12 protein-coding genes and 1 pseudogene are annotated in these 12,502 nt (G+C 51.3%); 8 read left to right on the top strand and 5 right to left on the bottom strand.

The window, feature by feature from the left end; translation table 11 throughout:
* Positions 1–75 precede the first annotated feature (75 nt).
* The 3 genes and pseudogenes from modA (at position 76) to modC (ending at position 2,598) form a co-directional block, all read left to right on the top strand.
* Complete coding sequence (gene modA, locus AC0IXI_RS17085; RefSeq protein ID WP_064517169.1) at positions 76–852, top strand: molybdate ABC transporter substrate-binding protein; 777 nt, start codon at positions 76–78, stop codon at positions 850–852.
* Positions 849–1,540 (top strand): annotated as a pseudogene (gene modB, locus AC0IXI_RS17080) (molybdate ABC transporter permease subunit). The gene modA and the pseudogene modB overlap by 4 nt, the downstream one beginning before the upstream one ends.
* The gene (modC, locus tag AC0IXI_RS17075) at positions 1,540–2,598 is read left to right on the top strand and encodes a molybdenum ABC transporter ATP-binding protein ModC (RefSeq protein WP_134183699.1); all 1,059 of its coding nucleotides are present in this window, start codon (positions 1,540–1,542) and stop codon (positions 2,596–2,598) included. Before modB ends, modC begins: the two are co-directional and overlap by 1 nt.
* A gap of 68 nt (positions 2,599–2,666) precedes the next feature.
* Here the strand turns inward: modC and AC0IXI_RS17070 are convergent, their stop codons facing one another.
* On the bottom strand, positions 2,667–3,485 hold the full coding sequence (locus AC0IXI_RS17070) for a pyridoxal phosphatase (protein WP_471682819.1): 819 nt from the start codon (positions 3,483–3,485) through the stop codon (positions 2,667–2,669).
* A gap of 129 nt (positions 3,486–3,614) precedes the next feature.
* Between AC0IXI_RS17070 and pgl the strand changes: the two genes are divergently transcribed.
* Positions 3,615–4,613, top strand: coding sequence for a 6-phosphogluconolactonase (pgl, locus tag AC0IXI_RS17065; protein ID WP_064517178.1), 999 nt, complete (start codon positions 3,615–3,617; stop codon positions 4,611–4,613).
* A gap of 68 nt (positions 4,614–4,681) precedes the next feature.
* Here pgl and AC0IXI_RS17060 read toward each other — a convergent pair whose 3' ends face one another.
* The 4 genes from AC0IXI_RS17060 to bioA form a co-directional block, all read right to left on the bottom strand.
* Entirely contained in the window at positions 4,682–5,980 is a 1,299-nt protein-coding gene (locus tag AC0IXI_RS17060; protein ID WP_134183693.1) for a putative acyl-CoA thioester hydrolase, read from the bottom strand.
* 236 nt (positions 5,981–6,216) lie between these two features.
* Complete coding sequence (locus AC0IXI_RS17055; RefSeq protein WP_471682818.1) at positions 6,217–6,693, bottom strand: kinase inhibitor; 477 nt, start codon at positions 6,691–6,693, stop codon at positions 6,217–6,219.
* Between the two features lie 15 nt (positions 6,694–6,708).
* Positions 6,709–7,389 carry a type 1 glutamine amidotransferase domain-containing protein gene (locus tag AC0IXI_RS17050; RefSeq protein ID WP_064517186.1) on the bottom strand — a complete coding sequence of 227 codons (681 nt, stop codon included), beginning with the start codon at positions 7,387–7,389 and terminating at the stop codon, positions 6,709–6,711.
* Between the two features lie 70 nt (positions 7,390–7,459).
* Positions 7,460–8,749: an adenosylmethionine--8-amino-7-oxononanoate transaminase gene (bioA, locus tag AC0IXI_RS17045; RefSeq protein ID WP_471682817.1), complete on the bottom strand. Its 1,290-nt coding sequence runs from the start codon at positions 8,747–8,749 to the stop codon at positions 7,460–7,462.
* An 89-nt stretch (positions 8,750–8,838) separates the two neighbouring features.
* On the opposite strand from bioA, the gene bioB reads away from it, so the two are divergent.
* Genes bioB through bioD form a run of 4 tightly spaced genes read left to right on the top strand, consistent with a single transcriptional unit; the run spans position 8,839 to position 12,445 of the window.
* Positions 8,839–9,879: a biotin synthase BioB gene (gene bioB / locus AC0IXI_RS17040; protein WP_064517189.1), complete on the top strand. Its 1,041-nt coding sequence runs from the start codon at positions 8,839–8,841 to the stop codon at positions 9,877–9,879.
* A complete protein-coding gene (bioF, locus tag AC0IXI_RS17035) occupies positions 9,876–11,027 on the top strand; it encodes an 8-amino-7-oxononanoate synthase (protein WP_471682816.1) in 1,152 nt (383 codons plus the stop codon). The genes bioB and bioF overlap by 4 nt, the downstream gene beginning before the upstream one ends.
* Positions 11,011–11,769, top strand: coding sequence for a malonyl-ACP O-methyltransferase BioC (gene bioC / locus AC0IXI_RS17030; RefSeq protein WP_064517195.1), 759 nt, complete (start codon positions 11,011–11,013; stop codon positions 11,767–11,769). The genes bioF and bioC overlap by 17 nt, the downstream gene beginning before the upstream one ends.
* Complete coding sequence (gene bioD, locus AC0IXI_RS17025) at positions 11,762–12,445, top strand: dethiobiotin synthase (protein ID WP_064517199.1); 684 nt, start codon at positions 11,762–11,764, stop codon at positions 12,443–12,445. The genes bioC and bioD overlap by 8 nt, the downstream gene beginning before the upstream one ends.
* Positions 12,446–12,502: the final 57 nt, after the last annotated feature.

The following is a 12,502-nucleotide window of genomic DNA, read 5'->3' as shown; positions in this document are numbered from 1 at the left end:
GCCGATAAGATCTGTAAATTCCGCCTTAGCATCGTTATATTATGCGCTACATAACGAAACCAAGTGGAGTAACAAATGGCTAAGCAATGGGTACGTCTGGCATTAGGTGCCGCGTTGAGCGTCACAATGGCAGGGCAGGCATTTGCCGATAACAGCAAAATTACCGTTTTCGCCGCGGCATCCTTAACCAATGCGATGCAGGATATTGCTACGCAATATCAGAAAGGTAAGACTGTTGAAATCGCATCTTCTTTCGCCTCATCTTCAACGCTCGCGCGCCAGATTGAAGCGGGTGCTCCTGCTGATTTATTCATTTCTGCTGACCAGAAATGGATGGATTACGCAGTAAGTAAAGATGCTATCAAAACTGACACCCGCGAAACGCTGCTCGGCAACAGCCTTGTGGTCGTTGCACCGAAAGCCAGTAAAATTGGTGATGTAGCCATTAACGCGAAAACCGATTGGGCTTCATTACTGAAAGGTGGCCGTCTTGCTGTTGGCGATCCTGACCATGTTCCTGCTGGCATTTACGCTAAAGAAGCGCTGCAAAAGTTAGGCGCGTGGGATACCCTATCGCCAAAATTAGCTCCGGCAGAAGATGTTCGTGGCGCACTGGCTCTGGTTGAACGTGATGAAGCACCACTTGGTATCGTTTACGGTTCCGATGCGGTTGCCAGCAAAGGCGTGAAAGTAGTGGGCACTTTCCCGGAAGACTCCCACAAGAAAGTTGAATACCCAATTGCCATTGTAAAAGGCCACGACAACCCAACCGTTAGCGCGTTTTACACCTATCTGAAAGGACCGGAAGCGGCGGCTATCTTCCAACGTTACGGATTTACGACTATCAAATGATATTGACCGATCCCGAATGGCAGGCGGTACTGCTGAGCCTGAAAGTCTCCACCCTTGCGGTGCTATTTAGTCTTCCTTTTGGGATCTTCTTTGCCTGGGTGCTGGTGCGTTGCCGGTTCCCGGGTAAAGCTTTACTCGACAGTATTATCCATCTCCCATTAGTTCTCCCCCCTGTAGTCGTTGGTTATTTATTGCTGATTGCGATGGGTAGACGTGGCGTGATTGGCGCCTGGATTTACGATGTTTTCGGTATCACCTTCGCGTTTAGTTGGCGCGGTGCGGTGCTTGCCGCAGCGGTGATGTCCTTCCCGCTGATGGTGCGAGCGATTCGCCTTGCGCTTGAAGGTGTAGATATGAAACTCGAACAGGCTGCTCGCACATTAGGTGCCGGGCGCTGGCGAGTGTTCTGCACCATTACGCTCCCTCTGACGTTACCCGGCATTATTGCCGGAACCGTGCTGGCATTTGCGCGTTCACTCGGTGAATTCGGTGCCACAATCACCTTCGTTTCAAACATCCCCGGCGAAACGCGCACCATTCCTTCGGCGATGTATACCCTGATTCAAACCCTGGTGGCGAAAATGCAGCGGCGCGATTGTGTGTGATTTCCATCGTGCTGGCGCTGGTCTCTTTGTTGGTAGCCGAATGGCTGGCACGACAGAGCCGTAAACGGATAGGGGCATTCTAATGCTGGAGCTGAATTTTGTTCAGACGCTGGGCGACCATCGTCTGGCGATTAACGAAACCTTGCCGGGACAGGGGATTACTGCGGTATTTGGCGTTTCAGGCGCGGGGAAAACCTCACTGATTAACGCCATTAGCGGCCTGACTCGCCCGCAAGAGGGGCGAATCGTTCTTAATGACCGCGTGTTAAGTGATGCCGAAAACAAGCGTTTCCTGGCTCCTGAAAAACGTCGCATTGGCTATGTTTTTCAGGATGCGCGTTTGTTCCCGCACTACCGTGTGCGCGGCAATTTGAAATACGGTATGCACCGATCCGCCGCCGGGCAGTTTGATAAATTAGTCGCTTTACTGGGTATTGAACCTTTACTGGAGCGCTTTCCTTGGAGTTTGTCTGGTGGCGAGAAACAGCGTGTAGCGATTGGCCGCGCTCTGTTGACGTCGCCAGAGTTGCTGCTGCTGGATGAACCGCTCGCCTCGTTGGATATCCCGCGTAAGCGCGAATTGCTGCCGTATCTGCAACGCCTGGCGCGTGAAATTAACATTCCGATGCTATATGTCAGCCACTCGCTGGAAGAGATCCTTCATCTGGCGGATAAAGTACTGGTGCTCGACGGCGGAGAAGTGAAAGCGTTTGGCAATCTGGAGGAGGTATGGGGTAGCAGTGTTATGCACCCATGGTTGCCAAAAGAGCAGCAAAGTAGCGTGCTGAAAGTGACAGTGTTGGAACATCATCCGCATTACGCGATGAGCGCGTTGGCGCTGGGCGACCAGCATTTATGGGTGAATAAACTGGAAAGCCCATTGCAGGCAACATTGCGCATTCGCATTCAGGCGTCAGATGTTTCATTGATTCTCCAGCCGCCGGTCAACAGCAGTATTCGTAACGTGCTGCGTGCCAGGGTTGCACAGTGCTACGACGATGAGGGGCAGGTTGAAGTGCAGTTGGAAGTGGGTTCAAGAACACTTTGGGCGCGTATTAGCCCGTGGGCGCGGGATGAGTTAATGATTAAGCCAGGCCAGTGGTTGTACGCGCAAATTAAGAGTGTTTCGATAACCGCGTGATTTTGTCGAATGACGAGACTGTTTTGTAGGGTGGATAAACGAAAGGGTCATCCACCCTTTTCATAAAACTAAATCAAATGCTTATAAATCGTCTCGGCAATGCCTGTTTCCAGGTTAGTACCAATCACCAAATCCGCGCGTGCTTTAATCGCGTCATCAGCGTTACCCATCGCCACACCCAAACCTGCGCTTTCCAGCATGCTCAGGTCGTTAAAGTTGTCACCAAAAGCCATCACCTGGGTCATAGATAAACCTTGTGATTCAACCCATTTCGCCAGGCGATTGCCTTTACTGTTACCGTTTTGCGCCACATCGACCTGATCGTGCCAGGACCATTCGCACGTCAGTCCAAGCTGCTGCTCAACGACCTGGGTAAAGTTTTGCAGTTTCACCGTATCTTCATCGGTAAGAGCAAATTTCCAGATTGCATCAACTTCATAAGCCGCTTCGCGCAGTGAATTCACATGGCGGAACACAGGACGTTGCGATTCAGGTAAAGATTTTGCCCAGTTTTCGGCACGCAAAACGTGGCCGGTTGGCTCTTGATACAGCATGGCATCATCAACATACATCAGCCCATGAACGTTGTGGGCATCCAGTAAGTCAATCAACTGATTGGCCTGCTGCGGTTGTAATGGATCGGACTCAAGAACCTTTTTCGCATGATAATCATACAAATAAGTGCCATTACAGCAAATTGCAGGTGTATCCAGGGTCAGTGCCTGATAAAAAGGATGGATGGCAACGTGATGACGGCCCGTCACGATGACAACTTTCACGCCAGCGTCACGTGCGCGTTGTAAAGCTGTCAGTGATTCAGGAAGAATGGTTTTTTGCGGTGTCAGCAATGTGCCGTCAAGATCAAGGGCGATTACACGATAAGTCATTTAGGGTTCCAGTCAAATTCAGAATCATAAGGCTTGTGTCGATGTTACACCGCTTGCCGCGTTGTTCAAAATGGCAACACGCACTACCCTTGTGACTATTACTCAAGACGTTGGGAGGAGAGAGATTTCATGAAACAAACAGTCTATACCGCCAGCCCGGAAAGCCAGCAAATTCACGTCTGGCAGCTTAACCCAGGTGGTGAGCTTACGCTTGTGCAGGTCGTTGATGTCCCAGGCCAGGTTCAGCCAATGGTTATTAGCCCTGACAAACGTTACCTGTACGTGGGTGTGCGCCCTGAGTTTCGCGTTATCGCCTATCGTATTACACCAGATGACGGCTCGCTCACCGAGGCGGGTGTCACTGCCATTCCAGGCAGCCCAACGCATATTTCTACCGACCACCAGGGCCGCTACCTGTTCAGCGCTTCTTATAATTCAGGCAGCGTGAGCGTTGTTAGTCTTGCCAATGATGGCCTGCCAGGTGAAGTTGTTGATGTAATGGAAGGGCTGGAAGGTTGCCACTCAGCCAATATCACCCCTGATAACCGCACACTTTGGGTTCCGGCACTGAAACAAGATCGCATTTGCCAGTTTACCTTGTCTGACGATGGCCATCTGGTGGCGCAGACCCCGGCAGAAGTCACCACCGTGGAAGGGGCTGGTCCGCGCCATATGGCGTTCCATCCAAATCAAAAATATGCTTATTGCGTCAATGAGCTCAATGGTTCTGTTGATGTCTGGGAACTGAAAAACGCTAACGGTAAAATTGAATGCGTGCAGACGTTGGACATGATGCCTCCGGGCTTCTCAGATACGCGCTGGGGCGCAGATATCCACATTACACCAGATGGTCGCCATCTCTACACTTGTGACCGTACTGCCAGCATCATCACGGTATTTAGCGTGTCAGAAGATGGTAGCGTTCTTGCGGTGGAAGGCTATCAGCCGACTGAAACGCAACCACGTGGCTTCAATGTAGATCACAGTGGTAAATATCTGATTGCAGCAGGCCAGAAATCGCATCACATCGCGGTTTATCAAATTACCGGTGAACAAGGTTTACTGGAAGAGAAAGGCCGTTATGCAGTAGGGCAAGGGCCGATGTGGGTTGTGGTAAACGCAGTATAAATTTTTAATTATGCTGATAAAAAAACCTCGCGATTGCGAGGTTTTTTATTTTGTGCACAGCGCTGATTTTACTCGGCAACCACCGAGCTACCTACGCCACGGTTGTTGAACTCCCATAGACGGTTAGCATTCGCATCATTCAAATCGCGTTGGATTTCGCCTTTCTCGCCTTTAGTACCGATATTGCCAGCGAATGGACGCTTAGAACCAGCGGCATCGCCCCAAGGTTTTGCACTGTTAAAACCTTCATTAATCACGCTGTCACGGATAACAACCTGACCGTTAGAGGTCTGGCCTGCGGTATAACCATTTTCACTTGCTTCAACATCCCAGGCGCGGCCCAGTTGTGCGACGTTATCGCCTGCTGCAGTGAAGCGGCTATTGATCGCCAGGAAACCGTAATAAATATTCGGCAGTGTAGCTGGCGCAAACACGGTCCCTTCTTTTGTACGGCTGTTAACCAGACGGAAGTCGGTATTTTCGAACACCACAGCACCACGACCTGCAACCACATCCACATCACCTTCAATGTAGCTGTTAGTCACTAATGTGCGTGTCTGGCGGTCATTTAACAGGCGGTTTTGCACATCGCTGTTAGTGACGAAGAAGGTATTCTGGCGGCCCAACAGGTGAACATTGTTCAACTGTACTTTATCGCCATCAGTACGCAGTGCTACAGCCTGATGATTACCGGCATCTACGCTGTCACCCAGAGTGTTAGCGATAGTCAGGTTTTGCATCTGCAAGCCGCTGTTCTGAGACCAGACAGCAGCAGAACACATAATACCTACGGTGGCATTACGCTTGTTCTGGCAGCTATCAAACATGTACCAGGCAGGTTTACCCGGCATATATTTACCACCTGGGTTAACTGCACGACGCCAGGTATTCGCATCGATTTCAGAATCCAGTGGCATAGTGATTTTCACATCACTTGCATTATCGGTGGTGCCGTACAGCGTTACGCTGCCAGAAGCGGCCGGAATATAAACTGTGCCAACATACTCACCTGGCTGAATAGCGATGTATTGACGGGTGTTGCTATGTTTCATGATGGCTGCATCAACGGCAGCCTGGACAGATGTATGGGTCACACCTTCGCCACCGGCTGCACCAACAACAAAGTCAGGCTGCTGCGGAATACGAATGGATGACGGAGTCCAGGGGGCTTCATTTTTATTTTTAGATGAGAAGTAACGTGCCTGAACAAAGTTCTGGGCTTCATCGGACGATAAAACTGGACGAGATTGGGTGCCTGGTGCCACTTGCGTGGACGGTTTATCTTCTGGCGGTGTAGAGCTACAAGCCGATAGCGCCACAGCAAAAGCGAGCACAGCTGCCCGACGAGAAACAGAGAAGGTGTTCAAGGGTTGCTCCTTGCAGTGCAAATTTAAAAGGGGATCTTAAAGCCTGCTTTTTTATACTAAGTTGGGGGAAACTGGAAGCCGATTGTGCAAATCGGCTTGATATACCCGTCATTCTTCGAGTTGCAGGGTTGTTGGCTACGCTCAATGGCCCGAATCACTTACTCAAGTAAGCTCATCGGGACTCTTTCTCTTGCCGTCTACCTGCAACTCGAATTATTTGGGTATAAAAAGAAGGGTTAATTAAACTTCGCGGTGATTGAAGCGCTGCCTAATGAATGGAAATGGACGTTGTAGCCCACCATTGCCCCGGATGCATTTTCCGTCACCTCTAGCTTTTCAACATCAAGCGCGTGAACTGTGAAAATATAGCGGTGTACTTCACCCTTCGGTGGTGCTGCACCACCATAACCCGGTTTACCAAAGTCGGTGAGTGTCTCCACAGCAGGTTCTGGCAGTTCAGAAAGGCCTGAACCTGCACCTTGCGGCAGAACGCGTGTATCGGCTGGCAAATTGATTACCACCCAATGCCACCAACCTGAACCAGTTGGTGCGTCAGGATCGTAGCAGGTCACGACAAAGCTTTTGGTTCCCGTAGGAACATCATCCCACGCTAAGTGAGGCGAAATATTATCGCCATCGTAACCCATTCCATTAAGTACCTGACGCCATGGGAGTTTATCCCCATCGTTGAAATCCTGACTGACCAGTTTCATCTCAACTCCTCGCGTTTAGATATTCAGTAACTTCAGCAACTCTTCGGCCGCAATCGCAGAAGATGCCGGGTTTTGCCCGGTAACTAAGTGCCCGTCGACTACAGCATACTCGCCCCAGTCATCGGTGCGCTCATATAAGCCACCTGCTTTCTTCAGTTCATCTTCTACCAGGAAGGGCACCACTGAGGTTAAACCTACACCTTCTTCTTCGCTATTGGTAAAGCCGGTGACCCGTTTGCCTTTGACCAACGGTGAGCCGTCGGGTTTTGTTACTTTGCGCAAAACCCCAGGGGCATGGCACACCGCAGCAACGGGTTTGCCAGCGGCCCAAAATTGCTCAATCAGTTTGATGGAATGGCCATCTTCCGCGAGATCCCACAATGGGCCGTGGCCGCCAGGATAAAACACCGCGTCAAAATCATCTGCATGGATGTTTTCAAGCTTTTCGGTGTTGGCTAACAGTTTTTGTGCGGCGGTGTCGCTGCGAAAACGGCGCGTGTCGTCGGTTTGCGCATCCGGTTCATCGCTTTTGGGATCAAGCGGCGGTTGCCCACCTTTTGGTGAAGCAAGGGTGATTTTCAACCCGGCATCGTGAAAGACATAATACGGCGCGGCAAACTCCTCAAGCCAAAAGCCTGTGGGTTTACCGGTGTTGCCGAGCTGATTGTGCGAGGTTAAAACCATGAGGATTTTCATCTGAATCTCCCTGTTTGGGACGTGAAAAGATCCTCGAAGTGTAGTGCATACCCGTAAGGCTTGCTGGCTCTCAACTTCTGAAAAATGCCGGATTTTGTACCGCAAGCGTTACGGCTTGGATCAATTTATCCAGTTGCTCAGGGTTGATAACGTACGGCGGCATCAGGTAAATCAGCCTGCCGAACGGGCGAATCCAGACACCTTGTTCAACAAAGAATGCCTGAAGGGCCGCCATATCTACCGGATGAAGAGTTTCTACCACGCCAATGGCGCCAAGCACGCGAACATCTGCCACCAGTTCACAGTCGAGTAAAGGTTTCAGCCCTTCCAGCAACTGCTCTTCAAGCGCTTTGACCTGCTGCTGCCAGTGGCCATCTTCGAGTAACGCAAGGCTTTCGGTCGCAACAGCACAGGCCAGTGGGTTGCCCATAAACGTTGGGCCATGCATAAAGCATCCGGCCTCACCGTCGCTGATGGTTTCTGCGACCAGGCGGGTAGTGATAGTTGCAGAAAGTGTCATTGTGCCGCCCGTCAGCGCTTTGCCGAGGCACATAATATCCGGTGAAATTCCCGCGTGTTCACAGGCAAACAGCTTGCCTGTACGGCCAAAGCCGGTCGCAATCTCATCGGCAATCAGCAAAATGCCTTCGCGATCGCACATGCGGCGAATACGCTTTAGCCATTCCGGGTGATAGAACCGCATACCGCCAGCCCCCTGAACAATAGGCTCAAGGATCACTGCTGCAATTTCCTGGCGATGAGCGGCCATTAAACGTGCAAATGGCACGATGTCCATCTCATCCCATTCATCGTCAAAACGGCAATTTGGCGCGGGAGCAAACAGGTGCTCAGGCAGGTAACCTTGCCAAAGGCTGTGCATCGAATTATCCGGATCGCACACCGACATGGCACCAAAAGTATCGCCGTGATAACCGTTGCGGAAAGTGAGGAAACGCTGACGAGGTTCGCCTTTGGCGTGCCAGTACTGCAATGCCATCTTCATTGCGACCTCTACGGCGACAGAACCGGAGTCTGCAAGAAATACGCATTCGAGGTTTTCCGGCGTCATGGCGACCAGTTTACGACACAGTGCCACTGCGGGTGGGTGCGTGATCCCGCCAAACATGACGTGCGACATCTGGTCAATCTGGTCTTTCATTGCCTGATTTAAGCGCGGGTGATTGTAGCCATGAATTGCCGCCCACCAGGACGACATCCCGTCAACAAGGGCTTTACCATCAGCAAGTTGTAGTTCGCAGCCTGTTGCCGCCACAACCGGATAAACTGGTAACGGTTTAGTCATGGAGGTGTAAGGGTGCCAGATATGTTGTTGGTCGAACGCTAAATCAGCAGGGGTCATAGGGTGGCTTGTAAACCATTTGAAAAAGATTTAGGTTTACAAGTATAACGTCAATCAATGACTAACAACACCCTTTTTGGAGACGCCCCATGGCTCACCACGCACGCTGGTCAATGTCGCAGGTCACTGCTTTATTTGAAAAACCTTTCCTCGAACTGATGTTTGAAGCACAAACGGTGCATCGTCAGCACTTCGATCCCCGCCACGTTCAGGTCAGTACGCTGCTGTCGATTAAAACTGGCGCATGTCCAGAAGACTGCAAATATTGCCCGCAAAGTGCGCGATACAAAACCGGGCTGGCTTCCGAGCGCTTGATGGAAGTTGAGCAAGTGTTGGACTCCGCACGTAAAGCGTTAAATGCGGGTTCTACTCGTTTCTGCATGGGCGCTGCCTGGAAAAACCCTAACGATCGCGATATGCCGTACCTTGAACAAATGGTGCAGGGCGTGCGCGAAATGGGGCTTGAAACCTGTATGACGCTTGGCACATTAACCGATACGCAGGCACATCGCCTGGCGGCGGCAGGGCTTGATTACTACAACCATAATCTCGACACCTCGCCAGAATTCTACGGCAATATCATCACTACGCGTACTTATCAGGAACGTCTTGATACGCTCGATAAAGTGCGTGATGCCGGGATTAAAGTCTGCTCGGGCGGAATTGTCGGTTTGGGTGAAACGGTAACCGATCGTGCCGGGTTGCTGCTGCAATTAGCCAATTTGCCAACGCCACCAGAAAGCGTGCCAATCAACATGCTGGTGAAAGTCAAAGGTACCCCGATGGCAGATAACGAAGACGTCGATGCGTTTGATTTTATTCGCACTATTGCTGTCGCGCGTATCATGATGCCGACCTCTTTCGTACGGCTTTCTGCCGGGCGTGAACAGATGAGCGAGCAGACTCAGGCCATGTGCTTTATGGCTGGTGCAAACTCGATTTTCTATGGCTGCAAACTACTGACTACGCCAAACCCGGAAGAAGACAAAGACCTGCAATTGTTCCGCAAGCTCGGGCTTAATCCGCAGCAAACAACCACTCATGCAGGCGACAACGAGCAGCAACAACAACTAACCGATCAATTGCTCAACGCGGATACGGAGAATTACTACAACGCGGCGGCTGTATGACCTGGCAGCAACGCATTGATAGCGCGCTTGCCAGGCGGCGGGAAAACAACAGTTTTCGCACCAGGCAGGCCAACCAACAAGGTAGCGGGCGCTACCTTGTTCAAAACGATATCCATTATCTAAATTTTTCCAGTAACGATTATCTGGGAATCAGTCACCATGCTGAAGTGGTTAATGCCTGGCAGCAGGGTGCTGAGATTTACGGTATTGGGAGTGGTGGTTCCGGGCATGTCACCGGGTATCACGAAGCCCATCAGCGATTTGAACAGCAGTTAGCTGACTGGCTGGGTTATCCGCGCGCATTACTGTTTATTTCAGGTTTCGCGGCTAACCAGGCGCTTATCGCGGCACTGACTGAAAAATCAGACCGGATTGTTGCCGATAAACTTAGCCATGCTTCACTTCTGGAAGCCGCAATGCACAGTCCAGCGCAGTTACGGCGTTTTGCCCATAACGATATCGCATCGTTGCAAACGCTGTTGGCCTCGCAAACTGACGGTCAACAACTGGTTATTACCGAAGGAATTTTCAGCATGGACGGAGATGCCGCTCCGTTGGCTGGAATTGCGCAGGCTACCCGGGAAGCACAGGGCTTGTTGATGGTTGACGATGCCCATGGTATTGGCGTGATAGGTGAGGAAGGGCGCGGTAGCTGCTACCAGCAACACGTCAAACCAGACTTGCTGGTCGTAACGTTCGGCAAGGCATTTGGTGCAAGTGGGGCCGCAGTTCTGTGTAGTGAATCGATGGCTGATTATCTGCTGCAATCCGCCCGGCATCTTATTTACAGCACCTCTATGCCACCTGCACAGGCGTGTGCGTTATCGGCAGCATTGAATGTTATCCGCCGTGAGGATTCCCGGCGTGCTCAATTACACGCCAATATTGCCCATTTCCGTGCGGGAGCCGCACAGCTACCGCTGCAATTAATGGCCTCACAAACAGCCATCCAGCCATTGATCGTGGGGGAAAATCAGCCTGCGGTGAACCTTGCCACTACCTTACGCGAACGCGGATTCTGGCTAACAGCGATTCGTCCACCAACCGTGCCACCTGGTACGGCGCGGTTGCGTGTGACGCTTACTGCAAGCCACACCAGCGAAGACATCAACAAGCTTTTGGAGGCGCTGTATGACGCGACTCGTTGATAAAGCGGCTATTGCCGCAGCATTTGGCCGCGCGGCAAGCACCTACGACAGCCACGCCGAATTGCAACGCACCAGCGGAGACTTGCTGCTGGGAATGCTTGAAGGCCGTCAAATCAGCAACGTGTTGGATGCTGGATGCGGTACGGGTTGGTATAGCCGCGCCTGGCGTGAAAAAGGCTGCCATGTTACGGCGCTGGATCTCTCCCCCGCGATGCTGAACCATGCTGCACTTCAAGGTTCAGCTGATAACTATCTCGAAGGCGATATTGAAGCCATCAACCTTGCCGACCAGCAGGTGGATCTTGCATGGAGTAACCTCGCGGTGCAGTGGTGCAATGATTTGCGCAGTGGTTTAAGTGAGCTTTACCGTGTCACTCGCTCGGGCGGTTGCCTGGCATTTACTACGCTTGCGGCAAATTCACTTTGCGAACTGCATACCGCCTGGCAGGTGATAGATGAACGGTCTCATGCCAACCGATTTATGACATTTGAGCAGATTCAGGATGCGTGCGAAGGGTGGCGCTACAGTCTAGAAATTCATGAAATCAGCCAGTCTTACGATAGCGTATTGAGTGCCATGCAATCGCTAAAAGGTATTGGTGCGACACATCTTCATGATGGACGTAAAGCATCGCTGATGACCCGCCAACAATTACAAAAATTAAGTCTCGCCTGGCCACAGAAACAGGGTCAATTCCCTCTGACCTGGCAACTCGTTTGTGGAGTGATTGAACGTGATTAAAAAATGGTTTGTAACCGGAACGGATACGGAAGTGGGTAAAACTATTGCCAGCTGTGCTTTGCTTCAGGCCGCAGGAGATGCGGGTTACCGTACTGCAGGATATAAGCCGGTGGCCTCTGGTAGTGAAATGACTGCTCAGGGTATTCGTAACGGTGATGCGCTTGCCCTACAGCGCAACAGTAACGTCAAATTAAGCTATGCACAGGTCAACCCGTTTGCGTTTTTGGAGCCAACATCGCCGCATATCGTTAGTGCGGAAGCATTGCAGCCCATCGAATTTTCGCAGATGTCAGCAGGCCTTGAAGCGCTTGCTTCTCAGGTCGACTGGTTACAGGTTGAAGGGGCGGGAGGTTGGTTTACACCACTTTCAGCAACAACAACTTTTGCAGATTGGGCAATACAAGAGCAGTTGCCTGTAATTTTGGTCGTGGGGGTAAAACTCGGCTGTATCAACCATGCCATGTTAACTGCGCATGCAGTGCAAAATGCGGGTCTGCGCCTGGCGGGCTGGATTGCTAATGACGTTCAACCTACCGGGAAGCGCCATGCTGAGTATCTCGCAACGTTACGTGATGTTTTAAAAGCCCCCATGTTAGGTGAAATCCCGTTCTATCCGCATATAGACGATGAAACCTCGCTCGGTCGTCACCTGGATATCTCCCTTCTTTCACAGTAATTCGCAAATCCACAGCTCATTTTTGTAACGCCCGATAAATCTTGCGGGCGCTCTTCC

It is taken from the genome of Buttiauxella sp. AC038 (genome assembly GCF_979253565.1).
The sequence above is the reverse complement of the archived record's forward strand: the minus strand, read 5'-3'. Positions and strand labels throughout refer to the sequence as shown.

Excerpts from the sequence above, each read along its gene's own strand:
- modA (WP_064517169.1), top strand. The coding sequence starts at position 76 with ATGGCTAAGCAATGGGTACGTCTGGCATTAGGTGCCGCGTTGAGCGTC.
- modC (WP_134183699.1), top strand. The coding sequence starts at position 1,540 with ATGCTGGAGCTGAATTTTGTTCAGACGCTGGGCGACCATCGTCTGGCG.
- AC0IXI_RS17070 (WP_471682819.1), bottom strand. The coding sequence starts at position 3,485 with ATGACTTATCGTGTAATCGCCCTTGATCTTGACGGCACATTGCTGACA.
- pgl (WP_064517178.1), top strand. The coding sequence starts at position 3,615 with ATGAAACAAACAGTCTATACCGCCAGCCCGGAAAGCCAGCAAATTCAC.
- AC0IXI_RS17055 (WP_471682818.1), bottom strand. The coding sequence starts at position 6,693 with ATGAAACTGGTCAGTCAGGATTTCAACGATGGGGATAAACTCCCATGG.
- AC0IXI_RS17050 (WP_064517186.1), bottom strand. The coding sequence starts at position 7,389 with ATGAAAATCCTCATGGTTTTAACCTCGCACAATCAGCTCGGCAACACC.
- bioA (WP_471682817.1), bottom strand. The coding sequence starts at position 8,749 with ATGACCCCTGCTGATTTAGCGTTCGACCAACAACATATCTGGCACCCT.
- bioB (WP_064517189.1), top strand. The coding sequence starts at position 8,839 with ATGGCTCACCACGCACGCTGGTCAATGTCGCAGGTCACTGCTTTATTT.
- bioF (WP_471682816.1), top strand. The coding sequence starts at position 9,876 with ATGACCTGGCAGCAACGCATTGATAGCGCGCTTGCCAGGCGGCGGGAA.
- bioC (WP_064517195.1), top strand. The coding sequence starts at position 11,011 with ATGACGCGACTCGTTGATAAAGCGGCTATTGCCGCAGCATTTGGCCGC.